The sequence below is a fragment of the Janthinobacterium sp. TND4EL3 genome (assembly GCF_900156175.1).
Taxonomy (GTDB): domain Bacteria; phylum Pseudomonadota; class Gammaproteobacteria; order Burkholderiales; family Burkholderiaceae_D; genus Janthinobacterium.
In genome coordinates this window covers 142486-166957 of the sequence record NZ_FTMV01000010.1, presented here as the reverse complement: position 1 = coordinate 166957, position 24472 = coordinate 142486, and the positions used below count along the sequence as shown (strand labels likewise).

The following is a 24472-nucleotide window of genomic DNA, read 5'->3' as shown; positions in this document are numbered from 1 at the left end:
CCCGGAAAGCTTAGCTTTCCGGGCTTTTTTTCATGCTGCGCGCCATGTTATTCCTGGTCGCCCTGCAAGCGGCGCTGCTTCACGGCCGCCGCCAGGTTTTCCAGTACGGCCACGCTGGCGCTCCAGTCGATGCAGCCGTCCGTGACGGATTGGCCATAGATCAGTTCCTTGCCCGGGATCAAATCCTGGCGCCCTGCCACCAGGTGCGATTCCACCATCACGCCGACGATACGGCTGTCGCCGCCCGCCACCTGGCTGGCGATGTCGGCGCACACGGGGATCTGGTTTTCCGGTTTTTTCGAGCTGTTCGCATGCGAGGCGTCGATCATCAGGCGCGCCGCCAGGCCTTGTGCCGCGATGGCCTTGCAGGCCTCGTCCACGCTGGCCGCGTCATAGTTCGGCGTTTTGCCGCCGCGCAAGATGATGTGGCAATCCTCGTTGCCGTTGGTCGAGACGATGGCCGAGTGGCCGCCCTTCGTGACGGACAGGAAATGGTGCGGCTGCGAAGCGGCCTTGATGGCTTCCACGGCGATCTTCACGTTGCCATCCGTGCCATTCTTGAAGCCGACCGGGCACGACAGTCCCGACGCCAGCTCGCGGTGCACCTGCGACTCCGTCGTGCGCGCGCCGATGGCGCCCCAGCTGATCAGGTCGGCGATGTATTGCGGGCTGATCACGTCGAGGAACTCGGTGCCGGCCGGCAAGCCCAGCTCATTGATATCGCGCAACAGTTCACGCGCCATGCGCAAGCCGTCGTTGATGCGGAAGCTGTTGTCCATGTACGGATCGTTGATCAAGCCCTTCCAGCCCACCGTGGTGCGCGGCTTTTCGAAGTAGACGCGCATGACGATTTCCAGTTCGCCCGCGAAACGCGCGCGCTCCTTGACCAGCAGGCGCGCATATTCCATCGCCGCCTTGGTGTCGTGGATGGAACAAGGTCCGATCACCACCATCAGGCGGTCATCCTGGCCATGCAAAATGCGGTGCAGGGCGATACGGGCGCTGGCGGCGGTCTGTTCGGCTTGCTCCGAGCAGGCAAATTCGCGGATCAGGTGGGACGGCGGAGTCAATTCCTTCATTTCGCGAATACGCAAATCATCGGTGCGGGGCATCATTTTCTCCAAAATTTAAGGAAGGGTAAAACATCTGGGTAAAAAAAAACCGCCATCAGTGGCGGTTTTTCAGAATTTGCTGGGATCTCGTTTTGCTGCTACGTGAACCGACCGCTACTCCACCGCCTTTGGGTTGGAATTGCTAAAGTAAAAATACGCGGTAAAAAAGTGGCGAGCGAACATGCGAGTCATCCGTAAGTGATGAACGACTATAAACCTAAATTGCAAGGGTTGGCAAGCATATTTGTCGGCAAAGCCGCATGCCGCTGCCGTTTTACACTGCAAAGCGGGGGAAAAAGCATAAAAAGTTGCGTGCCGCTTGGCCGGCTAGCGTGCGCCAGCGCTGTGTCCGTCGTGGCGCACACACCACGCAAGCCCCTTTGTGACGGCGGCAAGCGACACACTACTGATCAAGATCTAATCCAGGCCAGACCGGACGGACAAGACTCAAGGACGCATCGACAACCTTTGTGTGCTTGACCTTTCCGGAGAACAATATGACCCCTATGCCATCGCGACACCCCGCCGCCTTTTCACCACCACGCCTGGGCCTGGCCCTGGCGAGCGCACTGCTGAGCCTGCCCGTGCTGGCGCAGGACGCGGCCCCGATTGCCCGTGTGGAAATCACCGGCTCCAACATCCGCCGCGCGCAGGCGGAAACGGCATCGGCCGTGCAAACCCTGAACGCTGCCGACATTGAAAAATCGGGCAAGTCCAGCGTGGCCGAACTGCTGCAGACGCTGGCCGTCGACAACCAGGGCTCGGTACCCACCACCTTCGGCAACGGCTTTGCCGCCGGCGCTTCCGGCGTGTCGCTGCGCGGCCTGGGCACGGCCTCGACCCTGGTGCTGCTCAATGGCCGCCGCGTGGCGCCATACGGCCTGGCCGACGATGGCCAGAAGGTGTTTGCCGACCTGAACATCATTCCCCTGGAAGCGGTGGAACGGGTGGAAATCCTCAAGGATGGCGCCTCGGCCATCTACGGCTCGGACGCCATCGCCGGCGTGGTCAACGTGATCCTGCGGCGCGACTACCAGGGCACGGCCATCAAGGGCAACTACGGCAAGACCAAGGACTGGGACGGGCGCGACGCGCATGCGGCCATCACGCACGGCTTCGGCGACATCGACCGCGACCGCTACAACGTGCTGCTGAACCTCGAATACAGCGAAAAGGCCGCCATCTGGAACCGCGACCGGGCCGGCCGGGGCGCCGTCGGGCGCAGCGACTTGCGCGACCTGGGTTTCAGCGCGCAGGAATCGCTGAGCGGAGCGGGCGCCATCACCACCAACAACGCGGCCGGCAGCGCTGTCAACGGCAATGTGCGCAATCCCGACACGCTCGACTACTACAACCGCGGCAACCTGGCCGGCGCGGACTTTACGCGCACCTTCCCCGGCGCCGCCTGCGGCAACTTCACCACGCATCCGCAGGGCGACCCGGGCGGCGGCTGCCTGACCGATGCCGCACAGCAATACGGCCAGATCCAGCCCAAACAGAAGAACATCAATTTCTTCGGCCGCGGCGCGTGGCAGCTGACGCCGGCCCTGCAGACGTATGCCGAACTGAATCTGTATCACAGCGAATCGAACTCCGTCACCACGCCGTCGACCGTCAGCGGCTCGGTGGGTTTTCCGGGCGGTCCCGTCAGCAACGCGGGCGTGGCGCTGGGCGCCGCGCATCCGGACAACCCGTATTTCGGCACGGCGGCGCGGCTGCGCTACCTGGCGGCCGATGTGGGGCCGCGCCTGTCCGAGGTCGATTCCACCTTCACGCGTTTCGTCGCCGGCATCAAGGGCACGGTGGCGGGCTGGGACATCGACAGCGCCCTGCTGTACTCGCAGAACAAGGTGTCGAACAAGCTCGATGGCTACCTGCAGCGCGACGTGGCCTTTGCCCTGCTCAACCCCACGGCCGCCAATGTGGCGGCGGCCAGCCTGAACCCCGCATATGCCGCCCTGCCCGCCGGCAGCGTGTGGCGCATCGCGGAAAACGCGGGCCTCAATTCTCCCGCCCTGTACGCGGCGCTGTCGCCGCGCATCTCGAACGACGCCAGGACGCACATCGCCCAGATCGACTTCAAGGCCAACCGCGAAATAGGCAAGCTCGACGGAGGCGCTCTCGGCGTAGCCGTGGGCGCGGAATTCCGTCACGAAGCAACGGAACTCAAGCCCACCACGGGCACGGAACGGGGCAATATCATCGGCCTCGGCTACTCCGCCTACAAGGGCAGCCGCAACGCCTCGGCCATCTATGCGGAAGTGCTGGCGCCCGTGCTGAAAAACCTGGAGCTGTCAGGCGCCCTGCGGGCCGACCATTTCACCGACGTGGGCAACTCCTACACGCCCAAAGTGGGCGTGAAATGGACGCCCGTGCGCGAACTGGCCCTGCGCGGCACCTTCGCCAAGGGTTTTCGCGCCCCCAGCGCGGCAGAAAACGGCGTCGGCGGCCTGGCCGCGTTTTCCACCGCCAGCGATCCGCTGCGCTGTGCGCTGGGCGTGGAGGCGGCCTGCGATCCCGCACCGATCGCCGTCATCACCTCGCCCAATCCCCGCCTCTCGCCGGAACGCTCGCGCAGCTATTCCGTGGGCGCCGTGTGGGACCCGCTGCCGCGCACCAGCATTTCCCTTGATCTATGGCAAATTCGCCGCAAGAATGAAATCAATCAGGAACAGACGGACGCCGCCATTGCGGCCGGCAAGGTGGCGCGCGACCCGTCGACGGCCACCGGCATTCCCGGCGATCCGGGCGCCATCACGGCCGTGCTGGCCAACTACGTGAACTCCGCGCAGACGACGGTGCGCGGCCTCGACGTCGACGCCCGCCAGCGCTTCAACCTGGGTAGCGACCATGGCAACCTGGTGTTCGACCTGAAGTGGACGCATTTGTACAAATGGCTGCGCACGGAACAGGATGGCACGCAACGCGATTTTGCCGGCACGCATGGCAATTGCGATGTATCAAACTGCATGGGCACGCCGGCCGACCGCATCAACCTGGGCGCCACCTGGGAACGCCAGAACTGGCGGGTCTCGGTCAACGTCAACTACCGCGCCCACCTCGACAATGTGCTGTTCAAGCATGACCCGGACGGCTGCGCCACGCATTTTGCCGACGGCTCGGACGCGCCGCGCGGCTGCCGCATCGCCTCGTTCACCTCGGTGGACCTGACGGCCCGCTGGCTGGCCACGCCCAAGCTGGAAGTATTTGCTACCGTGCAAAATCTGTTCGACAAGATCGCCCCGCTCGACCCGCTCACGTATGGCGCCACGGGCTACAACCCGCTCGATTATGCGGGCGCGGCGGGAAGGTTTGTCAGTGCGGGGGTGAAATATAAATTCTGAGAAATGTGAAGCAGGCAGGTCGGATGAGCGGGGCGCAGCCACGCGTCATCCGACCACCGCGTTGGCCGCGCAGTGGCCAACAATCAGGCCGTGCCGCCAACCGTGATGCCATCGAGGCGCAGGGTCGGCTGCCCCACGCCCACGGGCACGCTCTGCCCCTCCTTGCCGCACACGCCCACGCCCGAATCGAGGCGCATGTCGTTGCCGATCATGGAGACGCGGTTGAGCACGTCCGGGCCATTGCCGATCAGGGTCGCACCCTTCACGGGGTAGCTGAGCTTGCCGTTTTCGATCATGTACGCTTCACTGGCCGAGAAGACGAACTTGCCGTTGGTAATGTCGACCTGGCCGCCACCGAAGTTGACGGCATACAGGCCATTTTTCACCGAAGCAAGAATTTCGCCCGGGTCCCGGTCGCCACCGAGCATATAGGTATTCGTCATGCGCGGCATGGGCAGGTGGGCGAACGATTCGCGGCGCGCATTGCCCGTCACGGGCATCTTCATCAGGCGCGCATTCATGGTGTCCTGGATGTAACCCTTCAAGATGCCGTCCTCGATCAGGGTCGTGCACTGCGTCGGGTTGCCCTCATCGTCGATGTTGAGCGAACCGCGGCGGCCAGCCAGGGTGCCGTCGTCGACCACGGTGACGCCCCTGGCGGCCACGCGCTCGCCGATGCAGCCGGAAAACGCGGACGAGCCCTTGCGGTTGAAATCGCCTTCCAGGCCATGGCCGATGGCTTCGTGCAGCAGGATGCCGGGCCAGCCCGGCCCCAGCACGATGGTCATGGGGCCGGCCGGCGCCGGGCGCGCTTCCAGGTTCACCAGCGCCGAATTGACGGCGTCCGTCGCATACTGTTCCAGTACGGCATCGCTGAAATAGTCATAGCTGTAACGTCCGCCGCCACCGGCCGAGCCCGTTTCGCGGCGGCCATTCTGCTCGGCGATCACGGTGACCGACACGCGCACCAGCGGTCGGATGTCGGCCGCCAGCACGCCGTCGCTGCGCAGCACCAGCACCACGTCGTATTCGCCGGCCAGGCCCGCCATCACCTGCACCACGCGCGGATCTTTCGCGCGCGCCATCTTTTCCACGCGTTCCAGCAACTGCACCTTGGCCGTGGCATCGAGCGAAGCGAGCGGGTCATTGGGCAGGTAGAGCGAGCGACCGCCCTGTGCAAGCGTGCGGCCCGCCACCTTGACCTTGCCGGCGCCGACGCGCGCAATGCTGCGCGTGGCCGCCGCCGCTTCCAGCAGGGCCCGCTCTGAAATATCGTCGGAATAGGCAAAGGCTGTCTTGTCGCCGGAGACGGCGCGCACGCCCACGCCCTGATCGATGGAAAAACTGCCCGTCTTGACGATGCCCTCTTCCAGGCTCCAGCCTTCGCTCCGGGTCGACTGGAAATACAGGTCCGCGTAATCGACCTTGTGCGTAAACATCGTGCCCAGGGCTTTCAACAGCTTGTCTTCGTCGAGGCCGAAGGGCGTGAGCAGGACGTCGCGCGCCACGGCCAGGCTGGACAGATTGGGTTCAAATGGAATCATGGCTATCTTTTCTCAACATTCAATTTACATCGTCCGATGGCTTAGTGCGGGCAAGGACTCGCGCACGCTGGCCAGAAATACCAGGTCGATCTCGCCGCTGACCACGCCCTCGCCTTCGGGCAGCACGGCCTTCACTTCGCCCCACGGGTCGATCAGCATGCTGTGGCCCCAGGTGCGGCGGCCGTTCGGGTGCAGGCCGCCCTGCGCCGAAGCCAGCACATAGCACTGGTTTTCGATGGCGCGCGCACGCAGCAGCACTTCCCAGTGGGCGCTGCCCGTCGTGTGGGTAAATGCGGCCGGCACGACGATCAATGCGCAATCGCCCATGGCGCGGTACAGCTCGGGGAAGCGCAGGTCGTAGCAGACGGACAGGCCGACGCGGCCGAACGGCGTCTCGATGGCGCGCACTTGCGCTCCTGGCACGATGGTGCGCGATTCATTATAGGACTCGGCGCCGCGCGTGAAGCCGAACAGGTGAATCTTGTCGTAGCGGCCGGCCGGCTCGCCTTGCGGGTCATACACGAGCGTGGTGTTGAGCACTTTGCCTTCCTGGTCAGAGCTCAGGGGCAAGGTGCCGCCGATCAGCCAGATGCCGTGCTGGCGCGCCATCTGCGCCATGCCATCCTGGATGGGGCCGCTTCCGGGCTGCTCCGCGTGGCCCAGCTTGTCCGTCTCCTGCCGCCCCATGATGGCCCAGTACTCGGGCAACACCACCAGCGATGCACCGCTGGCCGCGGCCTGCGCCACCAGGCGCTGCGCCGTGGCCAGGTTCTCCGCCACGGACGGCGAGGAAATCATTTGTATTGCTGCAACTGTGTGCATCATTTCACCTCTAGTCCATTCGAGCTTGCTGCGTGACACTTATTTCGCCACAGCATCTTTTTCCGCCGCTGCGGGCATGGCGACAGGTTCCAATTTACCACCATCGAGCTTGGTCACCACGGGCGCCTTCCATGGCCCCGCGATCTGCATATGGTAAGTGAGCGCCTTCATCACGGGTGCGCGCAGGAACAGTTGCGCCAGGAAGCTGCCCAGGCCGATGACGGGGTTGACGGCCAGCGCATACACGAGGGGGCCCGTGCCCAGGTTGAATTCGGGGATCACCACGACGTGCAGATTCGTCGTTTCATTGGCGATATCGGCCGTGCCATCCATCAGCACGGTCGCCGCCACGCCGTGCATTTTCAGATTATCGGTGGTCACCACGCCGCGCTTGATGCTGGCGTTGGCCGTGATGCCGTCGAAGGCCAGTCCTTCCGAAAACACGTCGTGGAAATCGAGTTTCAGCAAGCGGGGCAAGGCTTGCAGGCTGAGCACGCCCAACAGCTTGGCTGCGCCCGGGTCCTGCTTGAGGAACTGGCCCGATTCCACGTTCATCTCGATCTGGCCCGACAAGGTGGGGATGTCGAGCGAATACGGCAAGCCGTTCCAGGCGATGTCGCCGCTCAGGCGGCCCTTGCCGCGGCGCACCGTGTCGGCAAAGCCGAAGCGGTCGAGCAGCTTGCCCGCGTCGACGATGTCGAGGCCGAATCGCAGGCTGGTCGTGCTTAGTCCGTCCTTGATGACCCATTTGCCGCTGCCGCTCAGGGTGCCGTCGGCATTCGACAATTGCAGCTTGCCCACGCGCCACTCGCGCCCGCCGGCCGCCATGGTGTTATACGCCTGCAACTCCAGCCGGCCGATCTTCTTGTTGAACAGTTCGAACTGCTCGGCGACGATATCGAGCGAGGGAATCGACTGGGCACCGCTCTTGCCTTCCAGCAAATTCTTCACGTCATTGGCGGCCGATTCCGGGATGATCAGCGAGGACAGGCGGGCCGTCATCTTGCCCAGGCCGGAAGGCGTTTCCAGCCACGTCACATAGCCCGACACTTGTTTCGCATCAATATTGGCCTGCCACACATCCTTCTGGTGGGTGGCGCCCACGACCACGTTTTCCAGCTTGCGCTCGCCCAGCATCAGTTCGCTGGCGCGCGCCGCCATCATGTCCGGCACCACGTATTGCGCGATATCGGGCGCATCGTCGGCGCCGCCGTCGGCAGGCGCCGTGCCGCTGCCGGCGATTTCGCTGCCGGCCGTGATCCAGCTGTCCACGTCCAGGGTTTTCATGTTCACGTTGAGCATCATGCCGCTGTCGGGCTCGGGTGCCGGCGCGTTCACGCCGATGCCGCCGCGCACCAGGCGCCACGCTTCCTTGCCCTGCTTCTGGCGCTGGTAGCGCGCGGCGATGCCGGCGCCGAGCGCGATACGGATATCGTCCGTGCGCAGGCCCGCCGCATTGGCCGCATTGCCCGTCAGGGTAAATTTCACGGGCAGGCTGTCGGCCGCCGCTTTTTTCAGGGGCGCGGGGAAATCCAGGCCCAGGCCCGTCAGCGGCGACTCCACATTGACGACCACCTGGTGGTCGCGCGCCGTGATCATGCCGCTGTAGCGCGCGCCGCCACTCAAATGTTTTGCCAGGCGCTGCAGCACGGGCGCCGGATACGTCTTGCGCAAGCCGTCGATGGTCATGTTACCGGCGAGCTTCACCTGGATGGAGTTGTCCGGCTGCGTGCCGCCCGAAATGGCCAGCGGCCCGCCCAGCAGGCTGCCATTCAAGCCATTCAGGTTGACGCCCTTTTCGTTGAACTCGATCCTGCCCTGCGTGCCCAGCACGGGCGGCATGTCGTGGAACAACACCACGTCATTGCCTGCCAGCTGCAGGTTGCCCTGTACGGTCGCCTCCATCATGCGTTCTATGGGCAGGTGCAATTTCAGCGCCAGTTTGGCATTGCCCGTGGCTGTCGTTTCATCCGTAAAATGCTCGATCCAGCCCAGCACGGGGCTGGCCGTCACGTATTTGAGGAATTCCTGCATGGGGCCGGCCGCATTGCCCTCGATATCGAGCAGGGTGTCGAAGACGGTCAGGTCGGGGATCACGGCTTTGACATGCGTCAAGGCCACGCCGCCCGTGGTGGCCGTGTCGCCGTGGATTTCCATGCGCGCCCGCTCGAAGACGAAGCTGCCCTTGATCTTTTCCGCCTGCGGCCACAGCGGCGCCTTGCCCGCCAGCGGCCCGCTTTCCGCGAATTCGCCGGGAGCATAGTTCAGCTTGCCATTCTCGATCTTGCCGGCCACGCGGAATTCGCCGCGGCTGCGCTGTGCCGGCGTCTCGGCCTTGAACGGAAAATGTTCGAGCTCGCCGCGCAGGCGCAGGCTGGCGTCGCGCGCCACGCCGCCTTCCAGCGCGCCCGTCAGCCAGTGGCGCAAGTGCTCGGGCGTCTGCACGGGCAAATAGCGGCCGATGGTATTGATCTCGAAATTGTCGATGGCCCCCGTCAAGTCCACCTGGCCCAGGTTCTTGCCGTCGAGCGGCAGGCGGTGCGTGCCATGCAAGGCCACGCGCAAGCCCTGTTGATTGAAATCAAGCTTGTCCAGCGCGACCTGCAGCATATTGTCCGCTTCGAAGGTCCAGCGCGCCTGCATGGCAAACTGTTCGAATGGCAAGGCCGGTTCACTCAGGTAAGACGGGAACTGCAGCACCAGGTCTTGCGCGTCGATGGCAATGCTGCCGCCCTTGTCGCTGGCGTCGATGCTGCCGCTCAGGTGGTCGAAGCCGGGAATGGCGGGGGCGGCGGCCTGTGCGGGGCTGGTCGCCGTCTTCGCCACGGCCAGGCGCGCCGGCTGCGCATTCAGGCCCAGCTCGATGAGCTTGCCGCGCAGGCGGTAGCTGGCGGGCGTGGCCATGTCGCCCTCCCACTGCGCGGAAAAATCGAGCAGGCGGCCGCGCGGCGCCAGGGCGTCAAGGCGCTGGCGCTGCTGCGCGCCCAGCGGCAATTTGTCGGCCAGTGCGGCCAGGGTCTGCAAATCGAGCGACTGGGCCGTGATTTCCGTGCGCGCCGGCTTGCGCTGCGTGGCGGCAATGAAACGCTCGGACAAGGTCGTCGGTGGCAGGCTGAGGCCATCGCGTGTTTCCAGAGCAAAATTCGTCAACGCCACCTGATGGCCGTTCGCGCCAAAGGTGGGCTTGCCGTCCGGCACCTCCACCGACAGGTCTTCCTTCGCCGACACACGCCCGCTGACCGTCAGCAGATCGAGCGGAGCGATATGCTCGCCCAGCCGCGCCTGCACATCCGTCAGGCGCACGTCGGCCGTGAAGCCGGCCAGGCGCGCGTGATCCAGGCTCAGCCAGGCGCGCAGGGCACCCTTGCCCTGGCTCAATTCAAATGGATAGTCGAGATAGCTGCGCCAGGCGGCCAGGTCGGCGTTTTTCAGGTCGGCATACAGCTCGCCCCGCCACATCGACACGTCCGAGATGCGCGTGCTGAATGGCGGATGCATGAAGTGAGCGCGCACATCGATGGGCGCGGCCAGGCTGGCGGGCGGCGTCGCCTGCAAGCCCAGGCGGTGGCTGCGCCAGCGGTTGCGCAGCAACAGGTTGACCTGGGTCAATGCCAGCTCGGGTGCGCCGCGCGCCTCGTCCGTCCAGCGCACCCGGCCATCGCGGATGACGATATCGTGCTGCGACAGCAGCCAGTCGGCGCCCTTGCCGTCATTGCCCTGCGTGCTGTCGACCAGCACGCCCGCCACGTACAACTTGCCGTCCCTGCTGCGCCGCACGTCGAGGTCGGGCCGCGTGATTTCCAGCGAGTCGAAACGCACGGAACCGAGCACGCTCCACCACGACAAGGTGGCCGACACGCTCGGCAGGCTTAGCGCCTGGCGGCCCGTCTGGTCGCGCAGGGTCACGTCGCCGAGGAACAGATTGGGCCGCACGCCATGCCAGGACGCGTAAATGCGCGCAATACTGACGGGATTGCCCAGCGCGCGGCTGGCCGCCCGCTCGATATCGCCCTTGTAGTAATCGATATTGGGCAGGATGGCGTAGCGCAGGAATAAAAACAGGACGGCGAAGAGGAAATACGCGAACAGCACGCCTTTGACGGCAAAACCCAGCACGTGGTGGGTGGCCAGGTTGGCCATGCGATAGGCGGCACGCAGCCGCTGCCAGCGCAGAGCCAATGGCACATGTTCTGTCACGCTTGCTTCTGGCGGTTTTTGCATCAATAAGCTAATAAACTGGCCCGGCGTCAAATAATGGCAAAAATCGTCTGCATTCGTGGTGCGCGCCTGCATCCTTGCGCTTGCGTCTGAGCAAAGCCTCCCTTACCATCGTCCGGAGGAGCACGCATTGCCGGCGGCATTCGCGCCGGCGGCACAATTTTACCGCATCCCCCGCCATTCGCAGCCAAGTTAAACAAGAACATGCACGCAGCATCCACGAGACCCTTACCGATACCATGAGCACACAGCCTTTGATTTCCGCCTCCCGTTTCTACCAGCGCTGGCTGGACGCCGCCCCCGAGCGCGCCGCGCAGGTAGCGCAACTGGTGCGCGCACCGCTGGACGGGCTCGACTTTGCCGCCGCGCTGGCCGCCCAGGCCAATGCCGCCACGCCGCCGCTGCCACCCGAGCGGGCCATGCGCCGCCTGCGCAACCTGCTCGTCTGCGGCCTGATCGCGCGCGATCTTGAAGGCCAGGCCGACTTGCATGAAGTCGTCACGGCCATGACGGGCTTTGCCGATTTCGCCATCCGCACGCATGTGGATGCCATCATGGCCGAGATGGTGGCCCTGCACGGCATGCCCGTCGGCGAGGAATCGGGCGAGGAACAAGCCTTGATGGTGCTGGCGATGGGCAAGCAGGGCGGCGGCGAGCTCAACGTCTCGTCGGACATCGACCTGATCTTTGTGTATCCGGAAGATGGCGACACGCAAGCGACCTTGCCGGGCCAGCGCAGCCTGTCCAACCACGAGTTTTTCATTCGCATGGGCAAGAAACTGATCGCCGCCCTGGCCGAGATCACGCAGGACGGTTTCACTTTCCGCGTCGACATGGCCTTGCGCCCGAACGGCAACTCGGGTCCCCTGGCCGCCAGCCTGGGCATGGTGGAGCAATACCTGATCGTGCAGGGCCGCGAATGGGAACGCTACGCCTGGGTCAAGGCGCGCGCCGTGACGGGCAAGCCCGAGGACATCGCCGCGCTCGACGCCATCGTGCGCCCCTTCGTCTTCCGCCGCTACCTCGATTTCGGCGTCATCGACGCCATCCGCACCATGCACGGCCAGATCCGCGCCGAAGTCAACCGCCAGGAGCGGCTGCACCCGGACCGCAGCAACAACGTCAAGCTGGGCCGCGGCGGCATCCGCGAAATCGAATTCCTCGCGCAAGTGTTCCAGTTGATACGCGGCGGACGCGACGCCGAGCTCCGCGACCGTTCCACGCGCGCCACCCTGCGCACGGTGGCGGACAAGGGACTATTGGAACCGGCCATCGTGGAACAATTACTTGGTTCCTATACTTTCCTGCGCAACCTGGAGCACCGGCTGCAGTATCTTGACGATGCGCAAACCCACACCCTGCCCGCCAGCGAAGCAGACCGCCTGACCGTGGCGCGGATGATGGGCCTGCCCGACACGCCGGCTTTGCTGTCCCAGCTGGAAGCGCACCGCGTGTTTGTCGCAGGACAATTTGACGAAATGTTCAGCGACAAGAGCAGCGGCACGCCGCCGGCCGACACGGGCATCGACCCGCAGACGTCGAACGACTGCGCCGCCTCGGACCAGCAGGAAGCCATCGAAGCGCGCTTTGCCGCCCTGGGTTTCCATGAGCCGGCCGCCTGTGCGCGCCGTTTGCTGGCCACATGGCAGGCGCCCCGTTTGCAGTCCCTGCCCGAGGCGAGCCGCACGCGTCTGGTGGCCCTCGTCAATTCCGCCCTGCCCCTGATCACCGATTGCTCCGTTTCCAACGGCAATGCCAGCCAGCTGGCCACCCTGGGCCGCCTGCTCGATTTCCTGGAAGCGATTGCGCGGCGCTCGGCCTATCTGTCATTGTTGACAGAGTATCCCCACACGCTGGAACGGGTGGTGCGCATGGTGTGCGCCAGCGGCTGGGCCGCCACCTTCCTCACGCAGCACCCGATCCTGCTCGACGAACTGTTAGACGAGCGCATCCGCAATACGGTGCCCGACCCGGCCGCGCTGGCGCTGGACCTGCAGCGCCAGCTCGACGACGCCCCCGGCGACACGGAACGGCAGATGGATATCCTGCGCGAAACACACCATGCGCAGCTGTTCCAGTGCCTGGCGCAAGACCTGGCGGGCGACCTGAGCGTGGAGAAGCTGGCCGATTACCTGTCGCAGCTGGCCGACATCATCGTCGCCGCCACCGTGCAAGCCGTCTGGCAAACATTACCTGCACGCCACCGCGAAGTGCCGAAATTCGCCGTCATCGCGTATGGCAAGCTGGGCGGCAAGGAACTGGGCTATGTCTCCGACCTCGACGTCATCTTCCTGTTCGATGACGACGATCAGGACGCCCCCGGCCTGTACGCCAAGCTGGCGCAGCGTTTCATTACCTGGATGACCTCGCACACCTCGGCCGGCATCCTGTTCGACATCGACATCGCCCTGCGTCCCGACGGCGCCTCGGGCATGCTCGTTTCCAGCGTGCAGGCGTTCGAGCGCTACCAGAGCAGCGCGGCCTGGGTGTGGGAGCACCAGGCGCTCACGCGCGCGCGCTTTTGCGCGGGCGACGTCAGCATCGGCAAGCACTTCGAGCGCATCCGCGACACGATCTTGCGCAAGGAGCGTCCGGAAAACGGCCCGCTCAAGGGCGAAGTGGTGGCCATGCGCAAGAAGATGCTCGATGCGCACCCGTCCCGCCCCGGCAGCTTTGATCTGAAACAAGATCCGGGCGGCATGATCGACATCGAATTCATGGTGCAGTACCTGGTGCTGCAGCATGCGGCGCAGTATCCGCAGCTGACGGCCAACTCGGGCAATATCGCCCTGCTGCGCCTGTGCGGCGAACTGGGACTGATCGACGCGCAACTGGCCGCCCTGGTGGCCGACGCCTACCGCGCGCTGCGCAAGCTGCAGCACCAGCTGCGCCTGCAGGGGCAGGACCTGGCCCGCGTGGAGCCGGAGCGCGTGCGCGTGCATGCGGACAACGTCATGCGCCTGTGGCAAGCCATCTTCGGCGCCACCACCTGAGGCCGGGCCGGGCATGCCGCTCCATTACCTGTCCCGCCTGAGCGGATCGGCGCGCGATACGCAAGCCAATCTGCAGCTGGGCTGCGTGCTGGCGCTGGTGGCCGGCGCCGTCAACGCGGGCGGCTTTCTCGCCATCGGCGGCTATACTTCGCACATGACGGGCATCGTCTCGGGCATGGCCGATGACCTGGCGCTGGGCAATATCACGGTGGCCCTGGCCGCGCTGGGTGCCTGGCTGGCCTTTGTCAGCGGCGCGGCGGTCACGGCCATCATGGTGAACTGGGGCAAGCGGCGCCGGCTGCACAGCCAGTTTGCCGCCAGCCTGCTGCTGGAAGCGGCCCTGTTGCTGCTGTTCGGCCTGACGGGCAATTACCTGGCGGCCATGCCCGACGTGCTGGGCCCCGTCACCATCTTGCTGCTGTGTTTTGTGATGGGCTTGCAGAACGCCATCATCACGAAGATCTCGGGCGCCGTCATCCGCACCACCCACGTGACGGGGCTGTCGACCGACATCGGCATCGAACTGGGGAAAATGGCGTATTACAACCGGCGCCAGTTGCCGGACCGGATGGTCAAGGTCAACCGCGGCAAGCTGAGGACGCACTGCCTCTTGATCAGCTGCTTCTTCATCGGCGGCGTCAGCGGCGCGCTGGCCTTCAAGCACATCGGCTTTCCTGCCGCCACCATCATCCTCGCCGGCGTGCTGACTTTACTGTCGGGCGTGCCCGTGCTGCGCGACTTGCGCGTGCTGTGGCGCTTCTACCGGCGCCGCCTCTGAACGAAAAAATGCCGTCCAGACCAGGCCTGGACGGCATCTCCCGGCTCGCTGCGTCACATTACTGCTGTGCGCTCTTGTTGCCGGCGGCTGGACCGATGTAGCGGTTAATAAAGCTGTACACGGCTTCGCCCCACTTGATGTTGTTGCTTTCCTTGGACCAGCCATGGCCCTCGCCAGTCATCACCATCCATTCGACGGTATTGCCCTGCTTGAGCAGCTGGTCGCGCATTTTTTCGCCATGGATCAGCGGCACGCGGCGGTCTTCGCTACCGTAGGCCATCAGCACGGGCGCCTTGATCTTGTCTGCATGGTCGATCGCCGATACCTTACGGAAATACGCCTCATCGGTCTTCGGATCGCCGTGCATTTTCGTGCCGATGTTATCCATCACCGGGCCGGAGACATCGGACCAGTTGACGGTGAACAACATTTTCACATCCGTCACGCCCACCCAGTTGATGCCGCATTTGTACAGGTCAGGATTCTTTATCAGTCCGTACATGGTGGCGTAGCCGCCATAGCTGGCGCCGATGATGCAGACGCGGTTGCGATCGACGACGCCCTGCCGGACCAGTTCCTCGATACCGTCCGTGATGTCGTCCTGCATGGTCAGGCCCCATTGTTTCCAGCCCGCCGTATGGTGTTTCCAGCCCAGGCCGGTCGACATGCGGAACTGCGGCTGCATCACGGCAAAGCCGCGCGAGGCAAGCATCTGCGTGATGGGGTCAAAGCCGAAGCTGTCGCGTGCATGCGGTCCGCCGTGGATATACGCCACCAGCGGCAGGGCCTTGGGCGTGCGGCCTTCCGGCAAGGTCAGATAGGCCGGGATGGTCAGGCCATCGCGCGCCTTGTAGTGAATGACGGTCTGCTCGGAAAGCTTCTTGCCGTCCAGTGAAGGCTTGACGCTGTACAACGGCTCCAGCGTCTTCTTCAAGGTATCGAAGTAATACAGCTTGCCCACGTTGTTGATGCCGGTGGTGACGACGACGGCGCGATTGCCGCGCCACTGGAATTCCACGTGCTCACCAGGCAGGCTGGCGTCAAGCGAAGCCTGCAGACGCGCATAGTCTTCATCAAAGTAATACATTTCCGGCTTCATGCCGTTGACGGCCACGCCCACCACCTTCTTGCGTGCTTCGTCAAAGACCAGACCGCCCGCGACATCGACTTCCGCATGCTCGGCGATCAGCTCGCCCGCCGCGTTCTTCGCGCCATCCCAGATATGTACGCCGGCCTTGTCACGGCCATTGAAACGGCCGGCCACGAACAGCGTCTTGTTATCGAAATCAAAGCCCAGCGGATTCATTTCCTTGCCTTCATCCAGATACGCCTTGTAAATGGCTTTCCATGGCGCCTTCTCATCATCGCGCAGGTAGACGGTTTGCACGATGCGCTTGCTGCCTTCTTCCACTGTCAAGGCCGATGCCACGCGAATCACGTTTTCATGGTCCAGCACCCAGCCGCTGACGGCGCCCGGATTATTGAAGGTCAGCAAGGCCATGCGGCCATTTGTCGTGTCCAGACGGAACACGTCGCTGGCGCCCAGGTCGGCGTCGCGGCCCCGTTCGTTGTTGACGACGATCAAGTCATTGCTGTCGCCACCCACGCGCTGCAGCACGGATACCGGTTTGTACGGCATGCCCGTACTCATTGATTCCTTCACGCTGATGACCAGCTTGCGAAAGCCGCTACCGTCGCTATTGACGGCGAACAAACCGCCGCCGGTCTGCTTTTCCAGTACCTCTTCGCTGCCCTTGCTGATGCTGAACACCAGGCGCTTGTTGTTGACCCAGATGGGATTGGCCACGTTCCAGTCGGGGTCCGATGCCACGACGGTCGAGGCCCGGGTATCGAGATTGATGACCGCCAGCACGAAACGGCCATTGCGTGGCGTCAACACCGCCATGCTTTGGCCATCGGGCGACAAGATGGGGCGGCCACTGAACTCCGCTTTCTTGAAGAAATCGGCAATAGGAATCGATTCGTCGGCACGTACGCTTGCGCTATACAGGCCACTACTGAGTAACAAGGTGCTAAGCACGACAGAAATAATGCGTCGGTTCAAGACAGTCTCCTCGACAATACAACAATATAAGTTTCTTAAAAAGCAATCATCTACGCGTTCCCGAGGATAAAAAAAGGCGCCGTCACCTCACGGTCACGGCGCCTTTTTCATCATGCGCGATTACTTGAAGCTGTAATCAGCCGTGATCTGGAAATAACGGCCCATCGCACTATGCAGGGGTGAGTAGTAGTTTGCCGAGTCGTTCGGATGGAAAGGCGGTTTGCGGTCGAAGGCATTCTGGATGGCAAAGCTCAGCTTGGTGTTCTTGAAGCCGCTGTAGCTGCCGCCCAGGTTAACCACGGTGAACGATGGAATGCCCTTGCACAGTTCCGGGAAGCCTTCGGTTGCCAGCACGCAATCTTGCGTGCGGTCGCCAACGGACGCCATCTTGCCGATGAAGACAGTATCGGCCGACAAGGTGTACGCGGCTTTCTTCCAGGACAAGCCCAGATTGGCCTGTACCGATGGCGTACCGCGCGTGCCCGCATACTCGATCAGATCGTCGGTTGGCGATGGCGCATTCAGGTAGGACTGCATGTGACTCACGTTCAAGGTCGGCTGCAGCGTACCGTATTCCCCCATATTGATGCGGCCCGTCAGTTTCAGGTCCACGCCGCGGATCTTGGTGACGGCCACATTGGTCAGCAACATCTTGATGTTGGTCACTTCACCGGCCATGGCGCCCGCTTTTCTGTCCGCATCGCTCAATGGATCGCGTACGATCGAGACGGCAGGGTCACCGGCGTAACGCGACGGATCGGCCAGTACTTTCGACAGATCGTAGGTACCGATCTCATTGATGCGCTTGATCTGCCACAGATCGACCGTTGCCAGGAACGACGAACTCGGTTCCCATGCCAGGCCCAGCGTATAGCTCTTCGCCGTTTCCGGCTTCAGTTCCGGATTGGCGCCGCTTTGATAGGCGCTGGAAGTCGAGCAGCCGAGCTTGTATTGGGCGTTGCAGCGGAACGGGTCACGGAACGAGGTGAACGCATTGCGCACGTCAGTGGAGTTTTCCACCAGCGTTGGCGCGCGGAAGCCTTCAGCATACGTACCACGCACCATGAAAGCCGGCGTCGCGCTCCACTTCAGGCCGACTTTAGGCGTGGTCGAATTGCCATAGTCAGAGTAGTGATCGTGGCGCACCGCCAACTGGGCTTCCACGGTCTTGAGCAAAGGCACGGTTGCTTCCGCATAGATGGAAGAAATATTGCGGCTGTTCGAGAAACCTGGCGGCAATTGCGCCTGGTGGTAGATCTCGCCTGCCACTGCCTGCGGGTCAGGGTTCGTGTCGAGCGATTCACGGCGGAATTCCGTACCGATGGCCAGGCCGACGGCACCGGCTGGCAAGGTGAACAATTCGCCCGAAATCTTGCCATCCACCTGTGCCAGGCTCGACTTGAAGACGTTGACGGAACTCGTCGTGATCGAGTCATACAAGGCCTTGTTGGCATCGCCGCCGCCAAAGATGAAGGTGCCGTTCTTGTATGCGTTCAGGAAAGGCGTCGTCAGGATGGCGGCGGTGTTGCGCGAAGACACTTTGCTGTTCGTGTACAGGGCGGCCGTTTCCCAATCCCAATTCTTGAAGTCACCTTTGACGCCAACCAGATAGCGGCCGAAATCGGTGGTATTGTCCTGGCCCTGGCCTGGGAAGTCGCGCAGCTTGGCACGCACGCGCACGGTGCCGTTGCCGCCGGCAAGCGTCTTGCCATCCGGGCCAATCAGCTCCTTCGGATACTGCGGGTGCGTGATCGGCAGTGCCGGGATGATTTCGTTATTTTGACCGGCAACAAAATGCAGGTTGCCTGTAACGACAGCTTTGTTGCGGTTGTACATCAACTCACTGAAGACGGTCGTGCTGGCGGTGGGCTGCCACGTCAGACGGCTGGTGATGCCGACGCGGTCGGACTTGCCGGCCACGTTATACGAGCTGTCCTTGAAATCGTCGAACACGCACGCCTTGCCCAAGGCACCCGCGTTGAGCACGGTATCGGCAGGCACCAGACGATCCGCTGGGCAATTCTTGTCCATCGTTTGCGAGACGAACGTACCGCTGGTCTTGTCTGTCCAGTACAGATTACCTGGATAGGTGTACAGCGAACGGCGGTCTTTGTAGCCATACGCGCGCAGATCCTGCGTGCTCAGGTAATCGTCGCGATTGCTCATGTACATCGGCTTGCGCTGGCGCACATCAATTGTTGCATAGGCATTGAAATGGTCCTTGACCAGGCTGCCTTTACCGAAACTGATGGTGGCACGTTTCTGCTCGCCATCGCTACGGCTGGACTGGCCAAGCGAGCCGCCCAATTCCAGGCCCTCGAAGCTGTCGCGCAGGATGATGTTGACCACGCCGGCCATGGCTTCCGAACCGTAAATGGCCGATGCGCCATCTTTCAGGATTTCAATACGCTCCACTGCGCCCACGGGAATCGAGTTCAAGTCGACGAACGTGGTCTGGAATTCTGGCTGTGCATATGGCGCCAGGCGGCGGCCGTTGATCAGGGTAAGCGTTGCCTGGCTGCCGAAACCGCGCAAGTTCAGGCCGGCAGCGCCAGCGCTGAAGCCATTGGTACGGTTTTCATCGATGCCGCCGACGTTGGCCGAGATCGTGCGCAAGACTTCGTTGAGCGACGTCGCGCCGCCCCGCGTCAGCTCTTCGCGCGTGATGACCTGCACCGGCGAAGCTGTTTCCAGCGCAATGCGGCGTACGTTGGAACCGGTCACGTAGACTTTTTGAACCGGGCTGATCTCAGCCTCGCCAGCCGTCTTCGCCGGCGCTGCCTGCGATCCCATGCTCGCCTCTTGTGCATGCACGACTTGCGTCAACAAACTGGTACCAGCAATTACGCCAAGTGCCAGGCGAACCAAGACTACACTAGTTTTTTCTCTGATAAACATCTCTTCCCTTCGTGCGTTTTTATATAGTCAATTTTCTTATTGCAACTCGAATTCAAGCAGACAGCGGCATCACACATTCCAGGCAGGCAATACGTATCCCAACATGGCATGACGTTGTCTGCGTGAAACTTTATTATGCATGCAAGTTTTTTCATTTTGTTACAAATATTAGTTTATGTTGCAACAAAACGACTTTACGGAATATACCAATTTAAATATCAAATTATCCAATACTTAATTCTGGAAAATATCAATTTAATGAAATTAAATTTAACGATATAAATAGTTTTTCAGTTAGCCATTTACGTTGGCGTCAGAATCCTGTAAGACTTTTGACAAGCAAACTTTATTGTTACTGGAAATGACAGTGGCAGTTTTGGCGCATGGGGAGCGGGATACGACGGCAGGAAGCAATGCCAGAATGAGGAGGGGAAATATATCAAGAATACAAGAGAAGAAAATATAACCAAGTATCAAGACGCCAGGCACGCGTGGCACACGGCAACCTGGCTGAAAAGGGAATGCATGCGCACACAACTCGTACAGGCATAAAAAAACCGCCCTGTCAGACAGGGCGGTCCGGCACCCCTCGGGGTGCGTTTTCTGTTGCGTGTCAGTAAATTACTTGGCCGACATCAGTGCAACGGTGGTGTCGAGCATGCGGTTCGAGAAACCCCACTCGTTGTCGTACCACGACGATACTTTCACCAGGCGGCCCGACACCTTGGTCAGGGTCGAATCAAAGTTCGACGAGGCCGGGTTGTGGTTGAAGTCGATCGATACCAGCGGTTCGGTCTGGTACGTCAGGATGCCCTCCAGCGCGCCTTCCGATGCGGCTTTCATCAGCGCGTTGACTTCTTCCACGGTGGTGTCGCGCTTGGCGATGAAGGACAGGTCGACCAGCGACACGTTGATGGTCGGCACGCGGATGGCGAAGCCGTCCAGCTTGCCATTGAGCTCAGGCAGTACCAGGCCCACGGCGGCAGCGGCGCCCGTCTTGGTCGGGATCATGCTCATGGTGGCCGAACGGGCGCGGCGCAGGTCTTCATGCATCACGTCGGACAGCACCTGGTCGTTGGTGTAGGCGTGCACGGTGGTCATCAGGCCCGTTTCGATGCCGATGGCATCGTTGAGCGGCTTGACCAGCGGTGCCAGGCAGTTGGTGGTGCACGACGCGTTCGAAATGACGGTGTCGGTCGATTTCAGCACCGAGTGGTTCACGCCGAACACGACGGTTGCATCGACGTCCTTGCCGCCAGGTGCCGAGATGATGACTTTCTTGGCGCCGCCCTTCAGGTGAGCCGAAGCTTTCTCTTTGGTGGTGAAGAAGCCCGTGCATTCCAGCACGACGTCCACGCCCAGCTCGCCCCATGGGATTTCAGCCGGGTTGCGCTGTGCGAACACGCGGATCGGATCGCCATTGACGATCATGTTGTCGCCTTCGACGGTGACCGTGCCCGGGAACTTGCCGTGCGCGGTGTCGTAGCGGGTCAGGTGGGCGTTCGATTTGGCATCGCCCAGGTCGTTGATGGCAACGATCTGGATATCCTGTTTCTTGCCGCCTTCGTAGAAAGCGCGCAACACATTACGGCCGATGCGGCCGTAGCCATTGATTGCAACTTTGATCGTCATACTCTGCTCCTGATTAAAAAAAAGGTATCAGCACAGCACCCCGGCACTACCTTGCCGGGGTCTGCTCAAAATCAATATTAGCCAGCGATAACGGCTTTAACCTTGGCTACGACGTTCTCGACCGTGAAGCCGAAATGCTTGAACAGCACGCCGGCCGGCGCCGATTCGCCGAACGTGTCGATACCGACCACGGCGCCTTCCAGGCCCACGTATTTGTACCAGAAGCTGGTCACGCCCGCCTCGATGGCCACGCGCGGCACGCCCTTCGTCAGCACGCTGGCCTTGTAGGCGGCGTCCTGGCGGTCATACACGTCGGTCGACGGCATCGACACGACGCGCACGTTGATGCCTTCCGAGGCCAGCGCGCTGGCGGCGGCGACGGCCAGTTCCACTTCGGAACCGGTGGCGATCAGGATCGCCTTGGCATCGGCCACGTCGTTGAGCACATAGCCGCCGCGATAGATGTTGTCGATCTGTTCGGCGCTACGCTCCTGGTATGGCAGGTTCTGGCGCGAGAAGATCAGGGTCGACGGGCCATCCTTGCGGCGCACGGCGGCGCCCCAGGCAGCAGCCGACTCGACGGTGTCGCACGGGCGCCAGTTGTCCAGGTTCGGGATCAGGCGCATCGACGAGACGTGCTCGACCGACTGGTGCGTCGGGCCGTCTTCGCCCAGGCCGATCGAATCGTGGGTGAACACGAAGATCGAGCGCAGCTTCATCAGGGCAGCCATGCGCAGGGCATTGCGGCTGTAGTCGGAGAACGTCAGGAAGGTGGCGCCGAACGGGATGTAGCCGCCGTGCAGGGTGATGCCGTTCATGATGGCGCTCATGCCGAATTCGCGCACGCCGTAGTTGATGTGGTTGCCAGGCTGGCCCGAACGCACGGCCACGCACTCTTTCCAGTTGGTCAGGTTCGAACCGGTCAGGTCGGCCGAGCCGCCCAGGAATTCCGGCAGCGACGACGCCAGTGCCTGGATGGCGTTCTGGCTGGCCTTGCGGGTGGCGATGTTTTCTTTCTTCTCGACGCAGGACGCGATGGCGGCGCTCAGGGCCGCTTCGAATGCCTGTGGCAGGTCGCCCTGCATGCGGCGCGACAGTTCAGCGGCTTGCTGCGGGAATTCACGGGTGTAGGCGGCGAAACGCTCGTTCCAGTCCGCTTCCAGCAGGGCACCCTGCTTCTTCGCATCCCAGGCCGCGTACACGTCGGCCGGCATTTCGAACGGGGCGGCATCCCAGCCGATATATGCGCGCACGGCGGCAATTTCCTTGTCGCCCAGCGCGGCGCCGTGGACCTTGTCGCCGCCTTGCAGGTTCGGCGAACCCTTGCCGATGATGGTCTTGCAGCAAATCAAGGTTGGCTTGCTGGCGGTCTTGGCGGCGGCGATGGCGGCCGACACGGCGGCAACATCGTGGCCGTCGACGGCGCGGATGACGTTCCAGCCGTAGGCTTCGAAGCGGGCCGGGGTGTCGTCCGTGAACCAGCCTTCGACCTTGCCGTCGATGGAAATGCCGTTGTCGTCGTACAAGGCGATCAGTTTATTCAGGCCCAGGGTGCCGGCCAGCGAGCACACTTCATGCGAAATACCTTCCATCAGGCAACCATCGCCGACGAAGGCGTAGGTGTAGTGGTTGACGATGTCGTGGCCAGGCTTGTTGAATTCAGCGGCCAGCAATTGCTCCGACAGGGCCATGCCGACGGCGTTGGCGATGCCCTGGCCCAGCGGGCCGGTGGTCGTTTCCACGCCTGGCGTGATGTCGACTTCCGGGTGGCCCGGGGTTTTCGAATGCATCTGGCGGAAGGCCTTGATGTCTTCCATCGACAGGTCGTAGCCCGTCAGGTGCAGCAGCGCGTAGTGCAGCATGGAGCCGTGGCCGTTCGACAACAGGAAGCGGTCGCGGTTCTGCCATGTCGGGTTCGCGGGATTGTGGCGATAGTGACCACTCCACAGGGCAACTGCGATCTCGGCCATGCCCATCGGCATGCCTGGATGACCGGAGTTGGCCTTTTGTACAGCGTCCATTGCCAGTGCGCGGATCGCATTGGCCATTTTGGTAGTCGGGAGCGTAGTTGTCATGATGGTGTGGGTCAGTCGCGAGTTTGGAATTCGTTTGCAACAGCGCGGACAGGGAAGCCGGCTGCTTTCTGTAGTCAACTATTTTACCAGACTGGGGGGCTGCAAATTAGAATTGCGGCGTACTGGCCCGCCAAATGGCTATACTTTGACGTCTTTCCACCTCATATCTCGCACAATTTAGGATTTGCATGCCGCGTTTCTTCTGCCCCCAGCCGCTCGTCGCCGGCACCACCGTCTCCCTGCCGGAAGCCGTCGCCCACCATATCCAGGTCGTGCGCCTGGCGCCGGGCGACGTCATCACCCTGTTCAATGGCGAAGGGGGCGAGGTGCAGGCCAGCCTGGTGGCGGTCGCCAAGCGCAGCGTGACGGCGCAAATCGAGGCGCACGTGGCGCGTGAAGCGGAACTGCCCTACGCCGTGACTCTGGCCCAGGCGCTGCCGGAAGCGTCCAAAATGGACTGGATCATCGAAAAAGCCATCGAACTGGGCGCCGCCGGCATCGTGCCGCTGTCGGCCCAGCGCTGCGTCGTGCGCCTGTCCGCCGAGCGGGCCGAGAAAAAACTCGCGCATTGGCAAGCCATCATCGTTTCCGCCTCGGAACAATGCGGGCGCAACCGCCTGGCGCAGCTGGCGCCATTGCAAGAGTTCAATGGATGGAGTAAACAACAAGATTTACATAAACGCATTATCTTGACGCCGCGCGCGGAGCAGTCGCTGGCCGACTGGGCGCGTCACCAGCCGCCGCAGGCCGTGACCGTGATGGTGGGGCCGGAAGGGGGATTTTCGGAAGCGGAAGAAAAGGCGGCCCTGGCCGCCGGCGCCATCGGCCTGGCGATGGGACCGCGCATCCTGCGCACGGAAACGGCGGGATTGACGGCGCTGGCGACGCTGAGCGCACTATGGGGCGGGATGTAGCACGCCAGCGGCGCCATCACGAAAAAGCCACCCGAAAAAAAATGCGGGTGGCTTTTTTATGCCAGACATGCATGCCT

The 24472-nt window shown here is 62.6% G+C and carries 12 protein-coding genes; 4 read left to right on the top strand and 8 right to left on the bottom strand.

Annotated features, from left to right (window positions below; translation table 11 throughout):
• Positions 1–47 precede the first annotated feature (47 nt).
• Positions 48–1112 carry a 3-deoxy-7-phosphoheptulonate synthase AroG gene (gene aroG / locus BXA07_RS16835; protein ID WP_076569233.1) on the bottom strand — a complete coding sequence of 355 codons (1065 nt, stop codon included), beginning with the start codon at positions 1110–1112 and terminating at the stop codon, positions 48–50.
• A 497-nt stretch (positions 1113–1609) separates the two neighbouring features.
• Between aroG and BXA07_RS16830 the strand changes: the two genes are divergently transcribed.
• The gene (locus BXA07_RS16830) at positions 1610–4456 is read left to right on the top strand and encodes a TonB-dependent receptor (RefSeq protein WP_244556312.1); all 2847 of its coding nucleotides are present in this window, start codon (positions 1610–1612) and stop codon (positions 4454–4456) included.
• 83 nt (positions 4457–4539) lie between these two features.
• Here the strand turns inward: BXA07_RS16830 and tldD are convergent, their stop codons facing one another.
• From tldD to BXA07_RS16815, 3 genes are read right to left on the bottom strand one after another with little or no spacing between them, the layout of a single operon-like run.
• A complete protein-coding gene (tldD, locus tag BXA07_RS16825) occupies positions 4540–6000 on the bottom strand; it encodes a metalloprotease TldD (protein ID WP_076569109.1) in 1461 nt (486 codons plus the stop codon).
• A gap of 24 nt (positions 6001–6024) precedes the next feature.
• The gene (locus tag BXA07_RS16820; RefSeq protein WP_076569107.1) at positions 6025–6825 is read right to left on the bottom strand and encodes a carbon-nitrogen hydrolase family protein; all 801 of its coding nucleotides are present in this window, start codon (positions 6823–6825) and stop codon (positions 6025–6027) included.
• A gap of 36 nt (positions 6826–6861) precedes the next feature.
• The gene (locus BXA07_RS16815) at positions 6862–11019 is read right to left on the bottom strand and encodes a YhdP family protein (RefSeq protein ID WP_348532964.1); all 4158 of its coding nucleotides are present in this window, start codon (positions 11017–11019) and stop codon (positions 6862–6864) included.
• A 200-nt stretch (positions 11020–11219) separates the two neighbouring features.
• On the opposite strand from BXA07_RS16815, the gene glnE reads away from it, so the two are divergent.
• Positions 11220–14033 (top strand): bifunctional [glutamate--ammonia ligase]-adenylyl-L-tyrosine phosphorylase/[glutamate--ammonia-ligase] adenylyltransferase, encoded by a 2814-nt coding sequence (gene glnE / locus BXA07_RS16810; protein WP_076569229.1) that lies wholly within the window; start codon positions 11220–11222, stop codon positions 14031–14033.
• A 13-nt stretch (positions 14034–14046) separates the two neighbouring features.
• Positions 14047–14811 (top strand): YoaK family protein, encoded by a 765-nt coding sequence (locus tag BXA07_RS16805; protein ID WP_076569103.1) that lies wholly within the window; start codon positions 14047–14049, stop codon positions 14809–14811.
• A 58-nt stretch (positions 14812–14869) separates the two neighbouring features.
• Here BXA07_RS16805 and BXA07_RS16800 read toward each other — a convergent pair whose 3' ends face one another.
• From BXA07_RS16800 to tkt, 4 genes are all read right to left on the bottom strand, one after another.
• Positions 14870–16876, bottom strand: coding sequence for a S9 family peptidase (locus BXA07_RS16800; RefSeq protein WP_139335620.1), 2007 nt, complete (start codon positions 16874–16876; stop codon positions 14870–14872).
• Between the two features lie 120 nt (positions 16877–16996).
• Positions 16997–19669, bottom strand: coding sequence for a TonB-dependent receptor (locus tag BXA07_RS16795; protein WP_076569099.1), 2673 nt, complete (start codon positions 19667–19669; stop codon positions 16997–16999).
• Between the two features lie 726 nt (positions 19670–20395).
• Positions 20396–21406, bottom strand: a complete 1011-nt coding sequence (gap, locus tag BXA07_RS16790; RefSeq protein WP_010395244.1) for a type I glyceraldehyde-3-phosphate dehydrogenase — start codon at positions 21404–21406, stop codon at positions 20396–20398.
• Positions 21407–21483: 77 nt separating this feature from the next.
• A complete protein-coding gene (tkt, locus tag BXA07_RS16785) occupies positions 21484–23481 on the bottom strand; it encodes a transketolase (protein WP_076569097.1) in 1998 nt (665 codons plus the stop codon).
• 188 nt (positions 23482–23669) lie between these two features.
• Between tkt and BXA07_RS16780 the strand changes: the two genes are divergently transcribed.
• The gene (locus BXA07_RS16780; RefSeq protein WP_076569095.1) at positions 23670–24395 is read left to right on the top strand and encodes a 16S rRNA (uracil(1498)-N(3))-methyltransferase; all 726 of its coding nucleotides are present in this window, start codon (positions 23670–23672) and stop codon (positions 24393–24395) included.
• Positions 24396–24472: the final 77 nt, after the last annotated feature.